The organism is Rathayibacter sp. AY1C5, assembly GCF_002931705.1.
Classification (GTDB): Bacteria; Actinomycetota; Actinomycetes; order Actinomycetales; family Microbacteriaceae; genus Rathayibacter.
Genome location: NZ_PSWD01000037.1, coordinates 1 through 20,397 on the forward strand (window position 1 = coordinate 1; position 20,397 = coordinate 20,397).

The window sequence follows — 20,397 nt, forward strand, 5'->3', positions numbered from 1 at the left end:
CCCCCGACCTCAGGACACCGTGAACCCTCAGGACACCGCGAAAGCCCCCGCCTTCCCCTGGATCGGCCTGCTCACGCTCGCCGGCGCCGTCTTCGTCTCCGTGACGAGCGAGTTCCTCCCGACCGGGCTCATCCCCGACATGTCGCGCGACCTCGGGGTGAGCATCTCGCTCACCGGCCAGCTCGTCACGATCTTCGCCGCGACCGTCGTCGTCGCGACGACTCCGCTGACCCTGGTGACCCAGCGCTTCTCGCGCAAGAGCCTCCTCCTCGTGGCGCTGTGCACCATCGCGGTCGCCAACGTCCTCGCCGCGCTCGCCCCCACCTTCGGGCTGCTCATCGGCGCGCGCATCCTCGGCGGGCTCGCCCACGGCCTCTTCTGGGCGATCGTCGCCGCCTACTCCGCGCACCTCGTCGCTCCGGAGCAGCTCGGCCGCGCGACCGCGATCACGGCGGGCGGCGGATCCGCGGCCTTCGTCCTCGGCGTCCCCCTGGGCACGGCGCTCGGGCACGCGTTCGGCTGGCGGCCCACCTTCGCGATCCTCGGCGGCGTCGTGCTCGTGCTCGCGCTGATCGTGGTGAAGTTCCTGCCTGCGGTCGACCACCACATCCCGCTGCGGACCGGCGAGATCCGCCTGCCGGCGCGGAAGGACCGGACGCTCCCCCGCATCATCGGCGTCTGCGTCGTCATCCTGCTGGTGCTGATCGGCCAGAACACCCTCTCGACCTACATCACGCCCTGGCTCGAGAACGCCTCCTTCGCCCCCGACACGGTGCCGCTCGTGCTCTTCGCGTTCGGCGGCGCAGGGGCGGTCGGACTCGTCCTGGCCGGCTTCGCGACCGACCGGTTCCCCCGCTCGGGCTTCGTGGTCGCCGCGATCGCGGTCGTGCTGGCGCTCGCGGGCCTGGCCGTCGCCGCGGGCACCGGCGCCGCCACGGCCGTGGTCGTCGCCGCGGTGATCTGGAACATCGCGTTCGGCGGCATCCCGGCGATGCTCCAGACCCGGATGCTGCGCACCTCCTCCTTCCAGCTGCGGAGCCTCGCCGCGGCGCTCCAGACGACGGCGTTCAACATCGGCATCGGCGGCGGCGCGGTCGTCGGCGGGCTGGCGATCGACGCGAGCGGGCTCGACGTGCTGCCGTGGGTCGCGATCGTCATCGTCGCGGTGGGGCTCGTCGTCAGCCTGATCGTCGACGCCCGGGCGACGGCGGCGGTGCGGGCGGAGGCGGTTCCTACCCGCTGATCCTGTTCATGACGGAGGTAGAACGTGCTCCGGCGCGCGCCGATCCGCGTGTTCACGCTCGAGCTGGAACGTTCTTCCTCCGTTGTGAAGACGGCGGCCTCCGGCTTCGTGGACACGGCGGCGTTCCTCCGGCGCGAACACCGGGATGTCGTCCGCACGGCCGACGCGGCGCCGCGGGGAGCAGGGGATACGGTCGAGGGATGAGAGACGGAACCCGATGAGCCCGAGCACCCTCGAGCCGCCGCTGGCCCTCCCCTACTACGGGGCTCCGCCGATGGCGGCGCTCCGCCGCTTCTTCGGCAACTACCTCCGCTTCCGCGGGAGGGCGAGCCGGGCCGAGTACTGGTGGATCATCCTCCTCGGCAGCGTCCTCACGGGGCTGCTGCAGCTCACCGACGGCGGTCCGTGGCGCCTCGACTTCACGCTGACCCCGTACCCGAGCGGCGCGCCGTTCCAGACCTTCTGGGTGTCGCTCGCCGCGAGCGCGATCGCCCTGGCGACGTTCCTCCCGTCGCTCTCGCTGATCTGGCGGCGACTGCACGACGTGAACCGCAGCGGGCTCTGGATCCTCGCGATCCTCGTGCCGATCGCCGGCTACGTGTTCCTGCTGATCCTGTTCGTGCTGCCGCCGCGGCCGGAGGGCGCGCGGTTCGACTGACCGGCGGACGCGTCGGCGGCGGAGTGCCGGACCCGGCCGACGAGTCGGCAGCCGGCAGACCGGCCGGCGCCTCGACGGGCGCACCAGGCCGCCACCTGTAAGCGCTGGCGCATCGGATGGAAACCTCCGCGGGTCGCCTGATACGGGCTGCGCAGGTCATGGTCTCCGCGCGCATGTCTGGGCGTGAGCGCTAGGAATCCGGCCGCACACCTCGGCCCATTCGACGAGAACTCGAGATCCTGCACAGCAGTCCTCTTCGCCGGAGACGGTGGAGGAAACCTCCGGACCTCACGAGTCGACGGACGGCCTGGACGCCCTTTGTAAAGGCGCAGCGGGGCCGTGGGAGCCCCCCGCCTCATCCGGGTCGGCTCGGGGCTCCAGGAGCCTCACCGCGAGCCGGTCGGTCGCAACGACCGCCCTCGAAGACGCGCCGAATCAAGTGACCGTTGGGCACTCGGCTTCACTGCTCTCCCTCAGGGAGCGGAAGGGTGACGTCGACGGCGCGCAACTCCGTCATGTTCGAGCGCTCGACCGCCCGGTAGACCGCCGAGCGCGTCGCCCCGAACTGCTCCGAGAGCTCGGCCACGATGTAGTTGCCCTAGCGGCACTCCGCCACCAGGTGCGCCTCGATCTTCGGGGAGCGCTTCGGCTGGCGGCCGCGCAGGCGCCCCTTCGCCTTCGCGATCCGCATCCCCTCGCGCGTGCGCGACCGGATCAGGTCGCCCTCGAACTCCTCGATCATCGCCGGCACGTTGAACAGCAGCCGGCCCATCGGGTCGTTCGGGTCGTGCAGCGACCCGCCGATATTCAGTCGTACTCCCCTGCGCTCGAGCTCGTCCACGACGTCGCGTGCGTCGGTGATCGAGCGGGTGAGCCGGTCGAGCTTCGTCACGAACAGAGTCGAGCCGGCAGGGCCTCGCGCAGCGCGGGCCGCTCGCGGTTGCTGCCGGTGAGGCCGACGTCGACGTAGATCCGCTCCGCCGGCACACCGGCCGCGAGCAGCGCGTCGCGCTGCGCCTGCGCGTCCTGCTTATCCGTCGAGACGCGGGCGCCTCCGACAAGCTCATGACGTCCGCCTACGACCACCAACCGGGCCTCACGCCGACCGCCCCTCGATGGACCTCGAGCTGATCGCGGTCAAGATCGCACTGAATCTCGCGTCATCGGCGGCCTTCATGCCGTAGAACGAAGGGTCACCGTAGGGGGCGAGCACGACCGATCCGCCCTCCTCGAGGACGACCTCGATCGCCCGCCGGATGAAGAACCGGTCGAGCAGCGGCGTCGGCCGGACGGACGCGACCCGCGACCACGGGAAGGTGACCCGCCGCGCATTCGCCTGCGACAGGATGCTCAGCCCGGTCTCGTCCAGATGAACGACCGGGTAGGACCCCATGCTGACGTCCGGGTCCAAGCCCCTCACCAGCAACCGCAGGTGCTGATGGTAGACGCACGCGAAACCCTCCCTCGAGGTCCCGGGATCAAGTTCCGCCACCCTCCGCGCGGATCGCCCGGCTGACGCCCTCGCCCAGAGGAAGAGCCCCACCGCCAAAACCACTAGAGCCCCATCGATGACAGCGACCACCGAATATGACCCGCTCCGGCTCAGAACGAAGAAGTGCTGCGCGACGACGGCACCGACCGCGAGCACGAGCGGAAACCAACGAACCCGGAGAGCAGGAATCGCAGAAACGGTCACGGCATTGGTCATTTGTTCCTCGCTTGTCGCCGAAGTAGCGCCGCAGTCTTCCAGTCCAGATGCGGCTCGCCTGCCTCCCGCAGGATGACACCGGTTCTCGAATCCACCGTAGGAACCGTGATGCGCCCGAACCCCAGGGTCGTGTAACCGGCTTCCTTCTCAGCGGTGACCCTGGACGTGCCGATCGCAAGACAGATCATTGACCAAGCGAGAGCGGCGAAGAACAGCACCAGCGGCACGAAAAGGGGCAGACGCGATCCCGGAGGAAGGACCGCGAACCCGACGAAGAGCCAGATAGAGGCGATCGCCTGGGCGAGAGTTCCCCACCCGGTGCTGAGAACACGTGTAAGCGCAGACCGCCCGGGCAGCACTTCCACCCTCTCCGGCACCAGCGCAGGTACCCTCTCCGCCCCCGACATCATGCGCCCTCCGTCGGCGGCGCCAGGGCGACAGCGCCAGCGGCGCGCGCATCAGCCCGCTGCACCGCCCGATAGACCGTCGACCGCGCGACCTCGAACTCCGCCGCGAACTCGGCAACAGTGCAGTTCCCGGCACGATGCTCTGCGACCAGATGCGCCTCGATCTTCGGCGACAGCTTCGGCTGACGGCCAGGCAGACGCCCCTTGGCCTTCGCGACCTTCATCCCCTCACGAGTGCGGGCACGAATCAGATCCCCCTCGAACTCCGCGACCATCGCGAGCACGTTGAACAGCAGCCGGCCGATCGGATCCTCCGGATCGTGGACCAATCCCCCGATGCTGAGCTTCACCCCGCGGCGGGTCAGCTCATCAACGATGTCGCGAGGGTCTGTGATGGACCGCGCGAGCCGGTCGAGCTTCGTCACGAGCAGAGTCGATCCGGCGTCGCACGCAGCCAGCGCCTCTCGTAGCGCGGGACGCTCGCGGTTCCGGCCGGTTGGACCCAAGTCGACGTAGATCCGATCGGATGGGACGCCGGCCGCCCGGAGCGCGTCGCGCTAAGCGGTCGCATCCTGCTTGTCGGTTGAGACGCGGGCGTATCCCACGAGCGACCGTGCGCTCAGTGTGTCAGTTGACGCCCCATCATCGGGCATCTCATCGGGCGGGTCTATTGCGACAAACAGCGCCGCGAGATTCCGGTCTCATGCGCGGCCATCCTGGGCGGCCGGATGACGACCCCTCATCGGACGCCGGACGCATCGACGCACTAGCCCTCCGAGGCTCACGCCGCACTACCGTCGAATGCGCCCGCCCAAGGCTCCCCTAATCCAGTAAGGGGGTGTCCTGCCCGCAGCACGGTGAGGGTGGCAGCCCGTCCGAGCCGGGCCGGGTCAGAGGAGCCTCGCGCTGCGGGCGCGAGGCTCCCGCTCGACGCGGAGAGCGATTCCCTATCGGTACGCATGTCCAAATCCTCGCGCATCGAACAGGGGCCGGAGAGGCTCCTCGACGCCGGAGCGGCTGTCCTCATCTACTCCGGAGGTGTCCGTTAGGGGGACTTGGGTTCAGCCGGTCGTTGCAATACCACCGTGAGTCGGAGTGTTGGCGATGGGATCGAAGTTGAAGCAGCGTGCCCGGGGTGGCGCGGTTCTGGGAGCTGCCGAGGGAAGGGTCGAGTCGGTCGGCGGCCCGTGATGCTGTCGGCGTGCCGGTGAAGAGCCGCTCAACGGAGCAATCAGCTGCTTTCCGTCCGTCGCCTCGCAGGGGGTGTCTGCTCGGATCTTATGCTTGATTCGTCACATTGTTTAGTGGTTCAGTATCGCGTCGACGTTTTCGGTCGTTCCGTATCCCACCATTCGATGAGGTTGGCGTGCAAGATTAGCGCGAAGGCTTCGACTGCAAGGTCGCCTCCGGTGGTCAGGGAATCGATTGCGGCAGGGTCCCACTGGTCGAGATTCACTACCTCGTCAGTGGAGGTGGGTGTAGCTCGAATGGTTGTGTCAACGCTCCATCCGTTTGAGCTGTGGGTTGCGGTAGCCGCGATGACGTCGTACGGGGTGGAGTAGTGGCGGCGCATCCACCCCACGACGTCGGCGAGGTCGCGGGTGTCGGTCAATCGTTCTCGATCGGGGTGTAGACGGGGCATCCGGTCCCGTAGGGCGGTTGGATGATGGGTGCGGCGGTGGTGCTGGTGGTAGATCGGGTGTTTATGGTGCTGTCGATTTTGTAGGCGTTGACGATGCCGATGGGGTTAGCGAGGGGATCGGAGCCGTTGTAGGCGTTATATCCGAAGAGAACGAAGTAGACGGGTGTGCAGTTCGCGTCGAAGAGCGTCTTAGAGCCTGAGCTCCCGGGTGCGTAGAGGCCGTAGCTGAGTGTCTGCTAAATATCGAAGTTGGTGTCCGCGTCAAAGTGGCCGCGAGCGATGATGTGATTCAGTCCGAACCGGGAATTTCCGCAACGCAGCGGCAAGTCCCCCTGGTCGTTGCTGTAGCTGCCGAGCGAGTGGTCGTACGTCTGTCCGTCGCAGGAATGAGTGTTCAGTCCTGGTACGTCAGCCTGAGCGGCAGGTGCGACAACCGTACCCAGGACGAGCGCAACGAACACCGTGGCGATTTTGCCAGCGGACCGATTTCGTGAGGTGTGCATGACTATTACGACCTTCATCCAAGTCCCCGCGCTCACCCCTTGTGAGCGGTCGTCGTGCACGTCTAGGTCTACTCCGCATAGCTCGGCAATACAACCCTGGGTGTTGCCGACACCCGGGCTTGGCAGCGGGACACGCATGCCCTTCGAAGATCATCAGTGGGACAGTGTTCGTGGCAGCGAGCTGCAAGTTGGCGTCTGCGGGAGGGCCGTTCCCCGCACCAGCCCGGCGCGCGGGATGCGCCGCGCGCGGGCGCGGGCGGCAGCGTTCCGCAGGACAGCCGCTCGCGGCCATCACTGCTACTGCAGCGACCAGCGCCAGTTCCGAGCGCAGTAGGAACATCCCGCGCTGATGTCCTCCGGCCCGAACGTCGGAGTAATGATCGACGGTGCGAGCTTCACCGCCACAGGCTTCGCGGGACGATACCGCTGCCCGCAGACGTCTAGGCGCCCGGCCAACCATCCCCTAACGGACACCACCCGGAGCAAGGCAGCGTGAATGAGCGACGACTCCTTGGCACGACCACGGACACAGGCTTGGATGAGCACATGCAGACGCTCATCCCTCTGTCAGGCCGCGAGCTGTGGACCACGACTCATGGCGCCGGCACCGATGAAGACACGACGATCGCGATCGATCGCGGACTGCACGTCGCGCGTTGCTCGGTCCGCACTATGGTGCGACCCGGGACTCGCGTCGGACCCCGCGGTCACGTACACGGGATGGTGACCGACCCTGTGACGATCGCCTCCCTCGCCGCCGGCTGTCTCCTCCTCGGCACGCTCCCCACAGACTCCCGAAAGCGCGATGGGGTCGCCGTGATCGAGGAAGTCGAAGCTCGTTCGCTCGCTCTCGCCCAAGACCGAGACGGATGGACCGTCTCGATACTCTCTGTCGACGGGATCGACTACGCCCTCTTCTCGCGCACCATCCCGGAGGGCACGATCGCACACGCCGACCTCGGGTGGGCCGTCATCGCCATGTGGAGCACCGGCAGCGTCTACGACGGACCTCTACAGCGAGCGGACATCAATCCGGATGATCACCTGCCCGACCGGTAACCCATCGTTCAGCGGGACGGTCGGCGGACTAGCATTTCGAGCATGGGGCGACGTCAGCACACCAAGGCTCTGGTCCGGTTGGCGTGCGCAGCTACGCTCATGGGCGTCGCGCTGTGGGTGACCTGGGCAACGTCGTCCTACTGGCAGGCATGCACAGGCGCTAGATGGAATAAAATGAACCCGTCCTGCGCTGACGCCATGTCGTCCTACGACCTCATGCCCCTTCTGTACCTCTGGGGCGCCCTCGCTCTCGTCGTTGTAGCCCTGGTGGTCGCACGCCTCGTTCCCTGGGTTCCCGCAGGGGTAGCGACGGTTGCAGCAGTTGTTCTCGCCTGCCCTGTGGCAGACCCCGGGTTCTTCTGGGTCGAATGGGGCAGCGCCGACGGCACTCCCGGACACGGCCTCTGGACGGCGTGCTGGATTGCAGCTGCCGGTCTCGCCCTCGTCTACCCATCACGCACCTGGAACCCTGGGGCTCGCCCAAACACACCGGTTGAAGCAGCTGCTACACGGTCCTTCGCTAGCTAATTGTTCGGCCCGGCCCGCTGCGCACTCCGGGCTGAACACTGCGGCTGGACCCAGCTCGGCAAGAACCTGTAGGTCTGCGCGAGCTGACAGCAAGGGCACTCTCTCACTGAACCGCCGAACCCGGCGGAGAGACGACCCACTGAACGATCCCCATACGGTATGCGCGCGGAACGGCCTAAGCCGCTCACCTCGTGCCATAACCTCGTGCCATGCGCACCCTTGAGCGGCTACTGCTCGCGGCGCTCATCACTGCTGCCTGCGCTCTTGTGGCGACGATCACCCTCCTGGGGTTGGCGTCCCTCGACTCCCCTCGGGACACGACTCCGCCATACGACCCCACCCCCTCGGTCCATCCGACCGCTCGTCCGATACCTCAGAAGATCGATGGCTGACCGGTCAATGATCTCTATACGGAACGTGCCGTGGTCTGCTCAACCGACGATCACGGCGGTACGCAGAGCCAGAACCCAGCTGGTGACGGCGCCGACGACCCCCAAGGCGAGCAGCAGCGACCTCCATCGAGCGTGGGAGCGCGTGCTGACGCGCATCGCTACGACCAGGAGAACGAGGGTCGCGAGGGCGACAGAGCACAGAGCCGGCCACGCGACGTGGAACCCCGTGCACTGAGGAGGAAGGGACTCGTTGCACGCAAACGTGAATCCGTCGAGGAAGACGCCCGCGACGAGGGCGAGGAGAGTGATTACGCCCGCGATCACGGCGGAAGCATTGAGCGACAGTGTCTGCACACCATCACTCTCGGACCAGCGAGTGAACGGCAGGAGCGCACTGGTCCATCCGGGTCGGATCTGTCCCGGAGACCGATCCCCATACGGAACGGATGCAGCGCCCGTTCCTTGGTCCGTGTCACGCCGGCGGTGCACCGCGCTTCGCGCGCGTGGTTACGGGATGAACTCTTGGGACCAGTAATCGGCCCGCACCTTCAGGAGAGGTCCCTCGATGGCGGAACTGACCGTGATGGTGCGCGGGTCCCAGAGCGTTCCTGCGATGCGCGCTTGCGGCGTCGTTCCGAGCTCGCTCGACAGCTGCTCGGGAGTCATCGCGTCGGGCGGGCGCACCGAGAACAGCCGCCAGCATCCACCGGAGGCGCACTCGACGGTCTCGCTGACGAGCTCGCTTCCGGCCGGAAAGTCGATGGCCGAGGCCGCCGGCACGTCCCCCTCGGTCCGGAAGACGGCCAGACCGGCGTAGTACACGAAAGCGCAGAGGACGGCTGCAGCCGCGATCGTCGCTCCCGCGACGACGAGCGGGTGTCCGCGCTTTCGGGGCTCATCCATAAGTCCGGACCCTAGCAAGGCGCTGTAGCCCCTAGCTGGCCTCAGCGGAGGGAACCGCGACCACTCCATCCAGTCGCCCCAACCGCACGACCAAGGGAAGAGCGAGGACGTCGCTTACCCTGAGCCAGTGGGACATTCTCGAAGGCGCGAAAAACGGTCGCGATCGCAGCATGCCTGATCGTCGTCACGGGATGCACGCCACAGCCTGAACCGCCGGCTCCGCCTCCGGTGTCCACAGACAGCAGCTCCGACGCCGCACTGACCGGTGACCTTGGCGTGGCAACGTTCACGGGGAGCGATGGGACGGCCGGCAGCATCCGTTTGAGTGCGGCTGATGGCCGGCTGGCTCTGGCATCAGACGAGCTCGACATTCCCGCCGCGACCGCATCTTCCTCAGGTTCCGTTGCGGTCATGGCAGCGCTGGACCCGATCGATGAGGGCGCCACCTGTTTCGACATTGCTTTCCCAATGGGTCTCGCGGATGCGGAGCCAGGGAAGCCCTACAAGGCCTGGCGGAACCTCGCAGAGTTCCACGGCGACCCGACAGCGATCGATCAGCTCGTCATCACCACCAAGCCCCAGAACGACCCCGACTGCTCGATGAGGATCATTGCTGTCGCTGACGTCCAATGGAGCGTGAAGCCTCAACGCAGTGATCTCGTCGCCCAGGACGCCGGGCCGCGTGCAGCAGCGCGTGGCGAAACGACATCGACGGACGGAATGCCGACGTCGTACACGGTCGCTCGCAACGACCTCGCAGAGGACGTCGCGGCACGATTCGACATGACGGCCGATGACCTGTTCTACCTCAACCCGTTCCGCTTCCCTTCGGACGAGATTCTGCGCGTCGGTGAAGAGCTGAACCTCACTGTCGCGGCGCGATGACCTCCCCCCGCGGGTACTCGATACCGGGCCTGGCGTTCCGGCTCTTGATCAATCCTTCGGAGTGCAGTGCATGATGTCCCGATGAACGTTGGAGAGCCCCCGCAACCGAGTGCAGCGACGCCCATCGTTCTCGCCTTGGTCTTCGGCGGTCTTGCAGCCGCCCTGGGAGCCGTAGCCTCCATTTACATGTGGGACCCGAGCGAGACGTGCAGGACCCGCGGCGGAGGCAGCCTGACGGGAGAGGGGTTCCTCTGGAACCCGCTGTGCTCAGATGGTTCAACCGTTCAGCCGATATGGATGACGTTGTCGACTGCTGCGGCGTTGATCGTGGCCGTGACATGCGTCGTCATCGCGGCCATCCGCCAAGCTGAACGTGACGGACGCGAAACTGCGTCGCCCGACGTTCTGCACGACTACTCGCGCCAAACCCTGCCGGAGGACAACGGGCTCCGCAAGCTGGGCGATGAATGGTGACAGACGGTGACTCTCAGGGGTTCTATCGTCTCGCCGTAGCAATGCGGCGTGCATCGGTCTACTGATCGGCGTTCGGGTGACCGCTCAACGATCCCTGTACGGGACGACGAACGGGCGTGCGCCCCTTAAAATCAGCGCTCGTGCGGTTTCGCCCGAATATCCAGCTCCGTTTCGGCATACTCCTGCCCGCAGCTCTGATCTGCGTGCCGGCAGCGACAGTATGGAAGCCCGGCCTCGCGCTGGACGAGTAGCTGGTCTTCATCGTCATCTTCGCGGTCGTCATATCGCTCGCTGCGCGGTGGGTTGTTTTCAGCGGCGTCAGCCTGCGAGAGAACGACCTCACCGTCCACGGGGTCTGGTGGTCCCGACGCGTCCCTCGCGACCAGACCATCCAAGTGCGCCAAAAAGCCGGCTTGATGGTCCTGCACTGGCGCGACCGTCACGGCCGCATCCGGCACACACCGATGATCGCCTTCACATCCGCATCCAACGATCCCTCATGGGCCGCAAGTCACAACACTCACGTAGCTCGAGCGGTCAACGACTGGATTGCCGGCGGAGACGGGCGCGGCGCGGGTCGCAGAGTCAAGGACAACTAGAACCCTGCGTGCCGGTGAACCATCCTCTAACGGGACAGCGCAGTGCGGTTGTGCAACCGAAAAGCCTCCATTCATGAAGCCCCGACCCTCGAGCGGGTGCGGCCACTTATGCGCACCACCATCCGCGCATCGTCCATCGTGAGCACCGTTGTGTCAGGATCACGAAATGAGGTTAAGCAGGTTTCCCAGCAAGCGTCTCGGAGTGGTGCTGACAGGCGTGCTTCTTCTGACTGGCTGCACGGGTCTCGGACCGGGAGCAGACCGCACACCAGCGAGCGAGGTCGTCCCCTCCAGTTCTCGCTCGACCGAAGCTGCCGCATCCACAGCAGAGCAGCTGAGCGATTTTGAGCAGCAACTCCCGATGCAGGGCGCCTTCGTCAGCCAGCAGGCCGAGACGACCGGCACCGCGCTGATCGAACGACGCTCGGACGGGAGCACATGGGTGACCCTCAAGGATTTCGAGACCAGCGGCGCGTCCGATGTGAGGCTCTCTCTCAAAGAGGGTGCTCTGGAGCAGGACAGCTCAGGAGCTTGGGTGGACACCGCCGGTTACAGCTACGAGATCGGCCAGCTCGACCCGGCGGACCCGGAACAGGAAATCGAGATACCAGGCGCCGATCTCATGCCGACGATCCGGACCCTCACCGTGATGAGTTATTCAGCTCCGGACTACCCGTCCCTCGGGTCCGTCGCGCTCGCCCAGTAATCCCGCACGGAGCGGGATGAGTGGTGGCGTCGAGCCTGCGGCTCCTGTCTCCATCTGAGACTGGAACTGTTGAATGAGCATCAACGATGGGGGCCTCCCGATGGTCGACGTGATTGCCGAACCGTCGCAGCGTGATTTCGTGCGTGCACGATGGCGGCGACGACTGCGAGGAGTGGCGCCCGCTTCCTTCGTCCTGGTGACACTGCTCGGCCTGTTCGGACCCTTCGCCGGCGCCTTCGGGCTCGGCATGAAGTGGGGCGAAGCGCTCGGCTGGGGAACGATTGTGCTGGGCAGCTGGATCCCGACACTGTTCGAGCTCGAGTGGATCCTTCTCATCGTCGGCGCCAGCGCCGCAATCACGCGATTAGCCCTCGCTCCCGAGCCACCGCCGACGACACGACCACGGCGACTCGTCACCACCGTCGCGCTCGTGACCGGCGGCGCGATCCTCACACTCGCCGTCCCTCTCGCCCTCTTCAGCTCACTGATCTTCAACAGCTCCGTCTACAAGGTGCTACCGACCGCGAGCGAGAACGGATGCCGAGTCGCCGTGCACCAGCACTCGTTCCTCACCTCCGCCGGCGGGGTTATCGGGGTCGTGCAACCGGGCGAAATGTCGGTCGAATGGATGTCCACCTACTACAGCGACGACGGCTACCTCCCCTTCAGCGCCAACGGGTACACACTCCAGTGGCGAGGAACCACGGCAATCATCACTCTCGGCGACGGCCCTGTTCAATCCACTGAACTCGCCTCACACGCAGACCTAGCATCGAAAGACCCCGTCACCTGCGACTGACGGCGAGCCATGCATAGAGCAGATGCCGGGAGCCTTCGGCGTCGGCTTTACCCTCCGCGAGCGGATCCGACATTGAGACAGCGATCGCGGGACGGGAGCGGAACTCGTGACGTTTCGCCGTTCGCTCGACTGTCCACCGGCAGAAGTAGAAGAGGGACCGCGAAATGACAGCGACGGGGCAGGCGCGGGAGCTACCGACCGCCACGAGTACTGGTCTTAGGGTGGCGATCACGCTCGTCGCGCTGTTCGGGATGATCGTGGCACCGATGGTGCTCGTGGTCCTCTCGATCCAGGCGACGGGCTTCACGTTCATGGGCTCTGAACCTGACCCTGAGCGGATCGCGGCGGGCAAGAATCTACGTGTAGCAGCAGGCACCTCCGCCTTCTTCTGCGCCATCGCCGTCTGGATCCTCACGGGGATCCGCGCTCTTCACTCCTCGCGGAACTACTGGGAGATTTTCCTCTCCGGACTTGCAGTACCCGCGCTACTGATCGCGGTAGGCCTCCTGGCATTCACCGCATGAGCATGCCGAGAACGTCTCGGTGAGCGATCCCCATACGGAACGGGCGGCCTCGCGCTCTTCGCTCCGTTGATGAGAGCCGGTGCTCTGGAGTTCAGGCGAAGTAGGGTGAGCGAAACGCGACGGGGGACGCCATGGGCCACAAACGATCGACCTACGGATTCAAGATCGGTGCGGCCTCGGTCGCGCTCATGGCCCTTCCTCTTCTCGGCGGGTGCGCGCAGGACACCACCGTCTACGACGACCCGACCGTGTACTCGGACTACGACAGGGCGCAGCAGGAGCAGGACGCACTCCCCTCGCTCGGCAGCGTCGGAGACAAGCTCGATCCCGACTCGATCCGGTTCGCCGGGTCCGTCGAGGGCCTCGACTTCTACTTGGCCCTACCTCGCGAGGGAGCCGGACACTGCGTCATCGTCAACGAGGGCGACGAACCGGTCAGCGGCTGCGGCGAGAAGCTGTCAAAGCAGAACGACTGGACGGTACAGATCCACCCCGACGACGCCGTACCGGACGACGCCACCGGCGACGGCTGGACTCAGCTCGGCAAGAACCTGTCGGTCCGCGCGAGCTGACAGCGGGAGCATTCTCGCTGAACCACGGCACCCGGCGGAGGGCGGCCCGGCGACTTGGTGATCCGCAGAACGATTCCCAAGCGGGACGGCTCTGGGCCTGCTGGGGAGGATGCACTGCAAAATAGTCCCGTGCTTGGAGTATCGTGCGGACCATGACCGGTGAGATGCGAGAGACGACCTTCTGGATCTTGACCGCGCTGGCTCTCGGTCGACGTCACGGGTACGCACTGCTGCAAGAGATCGAAGAGCAATCGGAGGAGCGGGTCCGCCTTCGAGTGACGACGCTCTACGCAGCGCTCGAACGACTCGAGTCGGAGGGGCTGATCTCTCCTGCCGGTGACGAGCGGATCAATGGCCGCGTTCGTCGCTACTTCCGCCTCACGGAGGCCGGCCGCGCCGCGCTCGGCGCCGAGGTCACCCGCATGGAGGCCAGCGCACGCAGAGCACGGACGAACCTCGGGCTCCGGCCCGCCACAGCGATCTGATCTGATCACGCCTCGACTGGAGAACGGCATGACGACGAAAGATGACACCGGACGAGCCGACAGCTTCCGACGTGCGCTGCGCTGGTACCCACCGACCTGGAGGGCACGGCACGGCGAGGTACTGCTGAGCATCCTCCTGGACGAAGCCGACGATGCGGGCCGTTCTCGCCCCACCCGGGGACAGCGGATCACTCTCGCAATCGGTGGGATGCGTCACCGCTTCCGCTCGGACGCCGGCCGGTCACCTGCAGCAATCATCCCGCTGGCTCTCGTCACAGCGTTCTTCCTCTTCTACCTCACCGTGAACTGGTCCCCAGGCATCAGCTATCCGGGCGCGATCGGCTCGTTCACCAACCCCTCCGTCTTCGCCGGCGCCGCATTCGGCGTCGCGCTCGCACTTGCGGTGGCCGGACGGACCGGCGCCGCCCGCGTCACCGCCCTGCTCGCGTCGACGGCGGAACTGGTCATCGCCCTCGTCTCGGCATCGGAGGGATGGCTCGGGCCCGGCCTGTCGACAGCAGCACCCATCGCGGCCCTCGGCCTGCTCACAGCGCTCCCCTGGCGAGGGCGCACCACCACTGCAATCTCGGTGCTCGTGCTGATCGGGTTGCCTTTGCTGCTGATCGGAGTTGAGGTGCTCGGAGCGACCGTCTTCTCGGCGTACCCGACGCTCAGGATCGGACTGCAGCTCCCCATCGTGGGCGGCGCGCTGCTCGCGATCGGGCTCGCCGCTGGTCGGGCAGCGCGACTCGAACAAAAACTGCCGAGCACCATCAACTGATGACTGCTTCACTGCGCACCTAGGGAGTTCCGGAAGGGCATCCCCATACGAGACGGCGGGCTCGGGAGCTCGTCGTCTAATTGAGAGCGAGGTGCAACGATGAGCGCATGGATGAAGCGGCGACAGTACGGCGCGCTGACCTGCTGTGGCAGGAAGGTCGCCGAGCGGTCGCTCTTGAGCTCTTGCGCATGCAGGTTCGCCGCTTCCCCTCGGACACGATGGCCAGGCTCGCGCTGATCGCGAAGTACCGTGAGCTCGGCGCCCCCGACCAAGCAGGTCGCTGGGGGCTCGCTCTGGATGGCGAGACTTCGGACTTTGAACGAGACAGGGCTGCGCGCCTACTGGCTGGGGCAGGCGTCCGCGACCGGGATCTGCCCGACTTCCTCGCTCTGCCCTCTCGCGATCTTCCTCAAGAAGCTCTCGAGTTGCTCCCTCTGGTCGAGCGCTATCGCGCACGGTTCGATGAAGAGCACCCCTACGGGGAACCACCGCCGGGAGACCGGCTCGATTTCTCTGCCATCGTCCTCTTGTTCTCTTCAGCCGGGCTGACCATCGTTGCAATGGCGATTGTCTGGGGTGGCGTAGCCCTCGGCCTGCAAATGACCGCCTTCGCTCGATGGTCAGGTCTCGCCTGCGTCGGCATAGCCGCTCTCGGTTGCGTGACACGGGGCTGGTGGTGGTTGCGCTCAGGATCTCGAGTGCTCGGCTGGGCCTGGCTAGCGCCGGCCGCGATCGTCATGGCCGGAGTCATCCTCCTCATCACGGCCGCAGCTCACAACGGCGGAGAGCTTCATTTCACTGGGAAAGAGTGAATCGACGCGCCACCCGACGAGCGCGTCGCATGACGTCCCACGCGACCGGTCAGCGATTCCCTTTCGGGACGCGTGTGGTGGGTAGCGTCCGCCCTACTCTGACGGGATGGAACTCCGGACCGCGAAGACCCTCGGCATCCTCGCGATGGTGATCGGAACCCCAGTCGCCCTCCTCACCCACACGATCGGCTGGGTTCAGACCGGCTGGGAACCCGCCGCCGTGCAGTGCCAGCACAGCGAGTACCCCGACGGGATCGACCTCTACTCCAGCCGCGTATCGGGCGAGAAGATCCTCTACCCGCTCGGACTGTCCTGCACCTACGCAGCCAGCGAGACCTCACCAGGCATCACCATCCGTCACTACAGGTGGGACGCCACCGCCCTCTTCACCGCAGCCGCCGCACTCGCTCTCGCGGGAACCGTCGTCGCGCTCAGAGCCGAACGCAAGCAGGAGCTCATCACCGAGTCGCCGGAAGACCGAGCGACGACATAGCGCAGCGCCCCCCCTGCCGCTCAACGATCCCCTTACGGAACACATGATCGTGGAGTGCTGAACGTTCTGATTCATGGCGTGTTCACCGACGTGCCGGACCATGATGCCCATGGAAACACGAGAACTGGCATGGGGCATTCTGGCGTGGCCGACCGTTGCGGTCCTCGCGCTGCTGCGAACTGCGGGCAGCTGGGATGTATCGGGCGGGTCCGCAGCAGGGATCCTCGCGGGCACAGCAGCTGCGTTCACTGTCGCGGGCGCACTCCTGTGGCTTCCCTCGAGTCTCTGGCTCGACCGGCGGACACGCCGCACCCCGCGCGTCGGGCGGGCGGCCGCGTTCCTGGGTCTGGGACTCGTGATCGGCGCCGCCGCCTCCACCGCGCTGGTACTCGCGTCGGGAAACGCGACCTGGCCCTCCTCCGCGGGCCTCATCACGGAATATGCAGTCACGGCAGGAATCGCTTCCCTCCTCGGCTGGCTCCTCGCCGCCACCCTTCGTGCGAAGAAGCTGCCGATCGTTCAGACGGCCGCGAATCGCGTGAACCGCTGAATGATCCGGGTCGTCGATCGATCAGCGTGCCAGCAGCAGTCCGGCCAAGCCGATGACGACCGGCACCACGGCAAAGGCCAGGAAGAGGTAGGAGAGCACGAGTCCCACCGTCGACTCCCAGCGAGGACCGACGTGTCGTCGCGCCTGATGACCGACGAGGACGCCGGCCAGCGGGAGAAGGTACTGCAGCGTGGTCGCGACTCCGATGACCAGGGGATCGCCCACCCACAGGTGGGCCACCGCCAGGTATCCGACGGCGTAGGACACGACGGCGAGAACGCCCAGCACGAACGCAGCCCGCGTCCACCCTCGTCCGCTCCGCCGCGCGGTACCCGTCTCCTTCATCACACTCATACCTCCACTGTACGAATCGCTCCTCGCGCACGCCCGCCCCTCGGAGCATGTGCCGGTCCTTCGCCCGACGTCTCGTTCGGTGACACGACCACGCCTCGGCGAGCTGCTGTCCAGCGTCAGCCGGCGAGCCGGCGCCCACAACGAGGACGCGACTCGGATTCGGAACATGTCCGATGGCTGCCTCGATAGCCTCAGCGCATGAAGATCCGAGCCGGTTCGCCTGACGATCGCGGGCCCTGCATCGACCTCTGGCTGGAGGCACTCAGAGCACGAGACGGATGCAGTCAGGACGACGCGGTCGCCGAGAGGGCTCGAGCGAAGTTCCACCGGCCTCTCGTTCGGTTCGCCGTCATCGGCTCGGATCCCCTCGGGTTCGCTCTCACCGTCGACACGGGCGATGGTCCGGGCCGACACAGTGCGCTGCTCGAACTGCTCGCCGTCGCACCGAGCGAGACAGGGCGCGGGCTAGGCCGGACACTGCTCGACGACGCGGTCCAGTCCGCCTCTCAGCTCGGCTACCTCGTCCTGAAGCTGCACGTCCGCGCCGGAAACGATCGGGCGGAAGGGCTTTACAAGGCGTCCGGCTTCGAGCCTCACGGGGATCCCGCGCCGCATCCGCTCGGTGGTCATCCGATGATCGAGTACGCGCGGACTCTGACTCACGTCAGCAACTGAGGACCTCCGGCCACCGATCCCCGTACGGGCCACCTCGCGCGACCGGATCACATGCGCACTCAACGCTGGTCGAGCGGTCGGGTCATGGCAACCTCATCCCATGAGCGTGAGCGACGGACAGGCCTGTGCCCCACGGGACCTCGACGTGCTCACCGACCGGCTCCGACTGTGCCGGCCCGCCGAGACCGACCTGGACGAGCTGTTCCGCCTCTACACCGATCCGCGGATCGCGGAAGAGGATCCGCTCCTCCTCCATCTCTCCGCCGATCAGACCCGGGCCGTGATCGCGTATCGAAGGACCCAGTGGACACGGGACGGACTCAGCAGCTGGGTGATCCGCCGGCGCGACTCCCCCATCGACAGCCGTGATCTGATCGGAATGGGTGGATGCACTCTGCTCTCCGATGCAGCCTGGAATGTGGCGTTCACCCTCCACCCCGACCACTGGAGCAAGGGCTACGCGCAGGAGGTCGCCCTCGCCGGCATCGAACTCGCCCACCGCCTCCGACCGGAGCTGCCCATCACCGCGGTCGTCGCAGAACGCAACGCACGCTCCCGCCGCACCATCGAGCGACTCGGCCTCGCGCTCAGATGGGAGGGTCCGGACGCGCACAGCCCAGACCCGACCGCACGAGTCGTGCTCTTCGCCGACCGCCAGCTCTCCGCTGAACAGGTCCGCCGGCTCACCGGCTGAACCCGATCGCCGATCGGCTCATCCGCCAGCTCAGCGAGAGCTCCCCTCACGGGCAGCGAGTCGGCACCGCCGGTGAGCATGGCGATCCTCCGCTGCGGGAACTGCAAGCGAAGCCGACCTGTCGGTCCACCAGCCGGCGCCTCCCCCTCCCCGCTCCTCGATCCCCGACCGCAGGGCAACGAGACACGACGACGCTGCGCTCGGGAGTCCACCGGCAATTCCTTGAGGGGGCACGGCCGTCCGTCGCCGGACGGATTCACGTCCACCTCTTGTTCATTCCGGCTTCGTTGTCCAGCGCCGTCGGCTGCCCGAGCGTTCGGCAGGTGGACACCAGGAGATCGACCTCGACCGGCTCTAGCTCCGTTGTGTCCTGGGTCGCTCTCGCGTCAACCGGCGTCGCCGCCGCGACACTCTGGATCGCGGACGCCGTCTGGTACGGGATCCCCGAGTCGGGTGGCCCGGGAGTCAGTCTGCTCTTCATCGGCGGATGGGGTCTTCTCACGTGCGCCGCCCTGCTCACGGTCGGCGTGCTCATCCATCTGGCGCCCTCCGCGCTGAGCCGCCACGGAAAACGCCCCGTCGAGTTCGTGCTGCCGAGCGCCGCACTCGTCCTCATCGCGGGGATCCTGCTCGCGCATCCGCTGGCGGGCAGCGCTTTCGCCTGACCCTCACCGGCATCGACCCTCGAGAATGTCTCGGCGCCTCCGGGCCCTCTCGTCAACGGGCTCTGGTGGCTTCACAATTACAGCGAGGGGTGCAACCGCTCGGGTCGGTGCACCCCTCGCTGCCGGTTGGCCGAACGCGCGCCAACCTCGAACGACCAGCAGCCAGGGATCGCCGATCGAGCGGTCACAGCCTAGATTTTCTAGACGGTCTAACTAAGTCCCCTTTCCGGGTGAGGTGGATCGTGCAGGCGATGCTGGTGCTTCGGCTGACCGTGGGCGCCGAGTTGGGAGCGGCCGGCGTGTTCGAAGTACTCGCCGGCGACCGCTACACCGCCACCACCGCCGGGCTGTCCCCCGCAGACACAGTGAACCCCGCGATTGCCGCGACCGTCGCGGAGCTCGGTCTCGACATCAGCGACCGCACCCCCCGCGCCGTCACAGTGGAGGACCTCGAGAACGCGGACATCGTCGTCGCCATGAAGCCCGGCCTCGCGATCCCCGCGACGACCCGACCGACTGGAGCGCCGAGAACGTCCGCCCCGCCGCGAGGCCGTCGCCGCCCGGAGGCAGGTCGCTTCGGCCGGTACGGTGACCGCATGGACGACGACAGCGAACGTCAGAATCTGGTGATGAGTACCGAGATCATCAACGCCTGCATCAGAGCCATCGAGAACCCCGAGAAGCTGTTCCGGGTGTGCGCGAGCGTCTCGGGAGGTCGCGACGACGAGAGGGCGGCCGTTGCCGCAGCATTCGGGACCAGCGACGTCGTGGCCGATGCGATCCTCGACATGCAGGTGAGGCGTTTCACGCCGAGGTCGATCGAGCAGATGCGTGCCGAACTAGCCCGCTATGACCGTCGACTAGCTGAACTCGGCCGGCCGTAGGACGATTTCCGTACTGGACAGCAGAGCCGAGACGCGCTTGAGGACGACACCGGCCGAGCGCGTCGAGAAGTCCCGCCGATGTCAGGAGGGATCCCGGTCTCCGCGCACTGTGAGGACCCAGACGGTGTCGTTGTCCGCGTCCGATGGGGTGGCGTCGACACTCGAAATCGGCTTCTCACCGAGCGACGCGGGATCGATCTCGTGTGGGCCGTCGGCGCAGTCGATAGCGTCGAGGGTGGTCGTCGTTCTCGTCGTCGGTCCCCCAGCCGTGGAAAGCGATCCGATTTCGAGGTCGATCACTCCTGGTACGGGTCGAAGCGGTGGGCGGGGCGGGGTGCGGTGGTCGTGGTGGTCATGGTCGGGCCTTCCTGTGCAGCAGTGGGAGAAGAGGAGGGGCGGGGA

At 66.5% G+C, this 20,397-nt stretch carries 23 protein-coding genes and 2 pseudogenes; 18 read left to right on the top strand and 7 right to left on the bottom strand.

The genetic code is table 11. The annotated features are described in order from the left end of the window. Positions 1 to 1,243, top strand: a 1,243-nt coding sequence (locus C5C57_RS16185) for an MFS transporter (RefSeq protein ID WP_219812278.1), incomplete at its 5' end; no start/stop codon positions are given. Positions 1,244 to 1,460: 217 nt separating this feature from the next. After that, positions 1,461 to 1,901, top strand: a complete 441-nt coding sequence (locus tag C5C57_RS16190) for a DUF805 domain-containing protein (RefSeq protein ID WP_181027284.1) — start codon at positions 1,461 to 1,463, stop codon at positions 1,899 to 1,901. Positions 1,902 to 2,361: 460 nt separating this feature from the next. Here C5C57_RS16190 and C5C57_RS16195 read toward each other — a convergent pair. The 3 genes and pseudogenes from C5C57_RS16195 to C5C57_RS16210 form a co-directional block, all read right to left on the bottom strand. After that, positions 2,362 to 2,987: pseudogene (locus tag C5C57_RS16195) on the bottom strand (recombinase family protein). 10 nt (positions 2,988 to 2,997) lie between these two features. Continuing rightward, positions 2,998 to 3,609, bottom strand: a complete 612-nt coding sequence (locus C5C57_RS16200; protein WP_104248343.1) for a hypothetical protein — start codon at positions 3,607 to 3,609, stop codon at positions 2,998 to 3,000. 406 nt (positions 3,610 to 4,015) lie between these two features. Then, positions 4,016 to 4,669, bottom strand: a pseudogene (locus tag C5C57_RS16210) (recombinase family protein). Positions 4,670 to 6,881: 2,212 nt separating this feature from the next. Between C5C57_RS16210 and C5C57_RS16215 the strand changes: the two are divergent. Further along, a complete protein-coding gene (locus C5C57_RS16215) occupies positions 6,882 to 7,220 on the top strand; it encodes a hypothetical protein (protein WP_146082451.1) in 339 nt (112 codons plus the stop codon). A 959-nt stretch (positions 7,221 to 8,179) separates the two neighbouring features. Here the strand turns inward: C5C57_RS16215 and C5C57_RS16220 are convergent. Further along, positions 8,180 to 8,494: a hypothetical protein gene (locus C5C57_RS16220; RefSeq protein ID WP_104224248.1), complete on the bottom strand. Its 315-nt coding sequence runs from the start codon at positions 8,492 to 8,494 to the stop codon at positions 8,180 to 8,182. 153 nt (positions 8,495 to 8,647) lie between these two features. Further along, positions 8,648 to 9,043 carry a hypothetical protein gene (locus C5C57_RS16225; protein WP_104260795.1) on the bottom strand — a complete coding sequence of 132 codons (396 nt, stop codon included), beginning with the start codon at positions 9,041 to 9,043 and terminating at the stop codon, positions 8,648 to 8,650. Positions 9,044 to 9,271: 228 nt separating this feature from the next. Here C5C57_RS16225 and C5C57_RS16230 point away from each other — a divergent pair, with 228 nt between their 5' ends. From C5C57_RS16230 to C5C57_RS16275, 11 genes are all read left to right on the top strand, one after another. Then, positions 9,272 to 9,928, top strand: a complete 657-nt coding sequence (locus C5C57_RS16230; RefSeq protein WP_104248365.1) for a LysM domain-containing protein — start codon at positions 9,272 to 9,274, stop codon at positions 9,926 to 9,928. 297 nt (positions 9,929 to 10,225) lie between these two features. Beyond that, a complete protein-coding gene (locus tag C5C57_RS18230; protein WP_181027231.1) occupies positions 10,226 to 10,402 on the top strand; it encodes a hypothetical protein in 177 nt (58 codons plus the stop codon). Positions 10,403 to 11,203: 801 nt separating this feature from the next. Further along, positions 11,204 to 11,707, top strand: coding sequence for a hypothetical protein (locus C5C57_RS16240; protein WP_146082453.1), 504 nt, complete (start codon positions 11,204 to 11,206; stop codon positions 11,705 to 11,707). A gap of 73 nt (positions 11,708 to 11,780) precedes the next feature. Beyond that, complete coding sequence (locus C5C57_RS16245; RefSeq protein ID WP_146082454.1) at positions 11,781 to 12,506, top strand: hypothetical protein; 726 nt, start codon at positions 11,781 to 11,783, stop codon at positions 12,504 to 12,506. Positions 12,507 to 12,727: 221 nt separating this feature from the next. Beyond that, positions 12,728 to 13,030, top strand: a complete 303-nt coding sequence (locus tag C5C57_RS16250; RefSeq protein WP_146082455.1) for a hypothetical protein — start codon at positions 12,728 to 12,730, stop codon at positions 13,028 to 13,030. Between the two features lie 131 nt (positions 13,031 to 13,161). After that, positions 13,162 to 13,602, top strand: a complete 441-nt coding sequence (locus C5C57_RS16255) for a hypothetical protein (protein ID WP_104234410.1) — start codon at positions 13,162 to 13,164, stop codon at positions 13,600 to 13,602. Positions 13,603 to 13,754: 152 nt separating this feature from the next. Then, the gene (locus tag C5C57_RS16260) at positions 13,755 to 14,087 is read left to right on the top strand and encodes a PadR family transcriptional regulator (protein WP_104247903.1); all 333 of its coding nucleotides are present in this window, start codon (positions 13,755 to 13,757) and stop codon (positions 14,085 to 14,087) included. A gap of 208 nt (positions 14,088 to 14,295) precedes the next feature. Further along, positions 14,296 to 14,868: a hypothetical protein gene (locus C5C57_RS16265; RefSeq protein WP_146082456.1), complete on the top strand. Its 573-nt coding sequence runs from the start codon at positions 14,296 to 14,298 to the stop codon at positions 14,866 to 14,868. A 107-nt stretch (positions 14,869 to 14,975) separates the two neighbouring features. Then, positions 14,976 to 15,680 carry a DUF6584 family protein gene (locus C5C57_RS17840; protein WP_146082457.1) on the top strand — a complete coding sequence of 235 codons (705 nt, stop codon included), beginning with the start codon at positions 14,976 to 14,978 and terminating at the stop codon, positions 15,678 to 15,680. 106 nt (positions 15,681 to 15,786) lie between these two features. After that, complete coding sequence (locus C5C57_RS16270; RefSeq protein WP_104247868.1) at positions 15,787 to 16,173, top strand: hypothetical protein; 387 nt, start codon at positions 15,787 to 15,789, stop codon at positions 16,171 to 16,173. Between the two features lie 109 nt (positions 16,174 to 16,282). After that, on the top strand, positions 16,283 to 16,723 hold the full coding sequence (locus tag C5C57_RS16275) for a hypothetical protein (protein WP_146082458.1): 441 nt from the start codon (positions 16,283 to 16,285) through the stop codon (positions 16,721 to 16,723). A 21-nt stretch (positions 16,724 to 16,744) separates the two neighbouring features. Here the strand turns inward: C5C57_RS16275 and C5C57_RS16280 are convergent, their stop codons facing one another. Next, positions 16,745 to 17,077, bottom strand: coding sequence for a hypothetical protein (locus C5C57_RS16280; protein ID WP_104226378.1), 333 nt, complete (start codon positions 17,075 to 17,077; stop codon positions 16,745 to 16,747). Between the two features lie 198 nt (positions 17,078 to 17,275). On the opposite strand from C5C57_RS16280, the gene C5C57_RS16285 reads away from it, so the two are divergent. The 4 genes from C5C57_RS16285 to C5C57_RS16300 all read left to right on the top strand — a co-directional run bounded on the left by C5C57_RS16285 (position 17,276) and on the right by C5C57_RS16300 (position 19,995). Continuing rightward, positions 17,276 to 17,752: a GNAT family N-acetyltransferase gene (locus C5C57_RS16285; RefSeq protein WP_104223376.1), complete on the top strand. Its 477-nt coding sequence runs from the start codon at positions 17,276 to 17,278 to the stop codon at positions 17,750 to 17,752. Between the two features lie 100 nt (positions 17,753 to 17,852). Next, a complete protein-coding gene (locus C5C57_RS16290) occupies positions 17,853 to 18,446 on the top strand; it encodes a GNAT family N-acetyltransferase (protein WP_104247869.1) in 594 nt (197 codons plus the stop codon). Between the two features lie 365 nt (positions 18,447 to 18,811). Continuing rightward, positions 18,812 to 19,111: a hypothetical protein gene (locus C5C57_RS16295; RefSeq protein WP_104223378.1), complete on the top strand. Its 300-nt coding sequence runs from the start codon at positions 18,812 to 18,814 to the stop codon at positions 19,109 to 19,111. Between the two features lie 230 nt (positions 19,112 to 19,341). After that, on the top strand, positions 19,342 to 19,995 hold the full coding sequence (locus C5C57_RS16300; RefSeq protein WP_258072042.1) for a low molecular weight phosphatase family protein: 654 nt from the start codon (positions 19,342 to 19,344) through the stop codon (positions 19,993 to 19,995). An 81-nt stretch (positions 19,996 to 20,076) separates the two neighbouring features. Here C5C57_RS16300 and C5C57_RS17845 read toward each other — a convergent pair whose 3' ends face one another. Next, positions 20,077 to 20,295 carry a hypothetical protein gene (locus tag C5C57_RS17845; RefSeq protein ID WP_146076619.1) on the bottom strand — a complete coding sequence of 73 codons (219 nt, stop codon included), beginning with the start codon at positions 20,293 to 20,295 and terminating at the stop codon, positions 20,077 to 20,079. Positions 20,296 to 20,397 lie beyond the last annotated feature (102 nt).